This is a genomic window from Dactylosporangium sucinum, assembly GCF_014647515.1.
Classification (GTDB): Bacteria; Actinomycetota; Actinomycetes; order Mycobacteriales; family Micromonosporaceae; genus Dactylosporangium; species Dactylosporangium sucinum.
Genome location: NZ_BMPI01000209.1, coordinates 467 through 775 on the forward strand (window position 1 = coordinate 467; position 309 = coordinate 775).

Consider the following 309-nt stretch of genomic DNA (forward strand, 5'->3'; position numbering starts at 1 on the left):
GCAGACCCGGATGTCCGGCGTCGACGTGCCCGGCCGGCAGATCCGCAAGGGTGCCGCTACCGCGGTGATGAAGTGGGTCCGTGAGCACGGCGGCCGGCCGACGGAGGAGGTCGGGTCCATCGTGGACGCGATCTCCAGCTCCGGTGGCACCCCGCTGCTGGTGGCCGAGTTCGTCGAGGGTCAGCCGGCCCGCACGCTGGGCGTCGTGCACCTCAAGGACGTCGTCAAACAGGGCATGCGGGAACGCTTCGAGGAGATGCGCCGCATGGGCATCCGCACAGTGATGATCACCGGCGACAACCAGCTCAC

1 pseudogene is annotated in these 309 nt (G+C 69.3%); it reads left to right on the top strand.

Annotated elements, in window-relative coordinates:
- A pseudogene (locus IEZ31_RS55875) lies at positions 1-309 on the top strand (HAD family hydrolase); the annotation flags it as partial.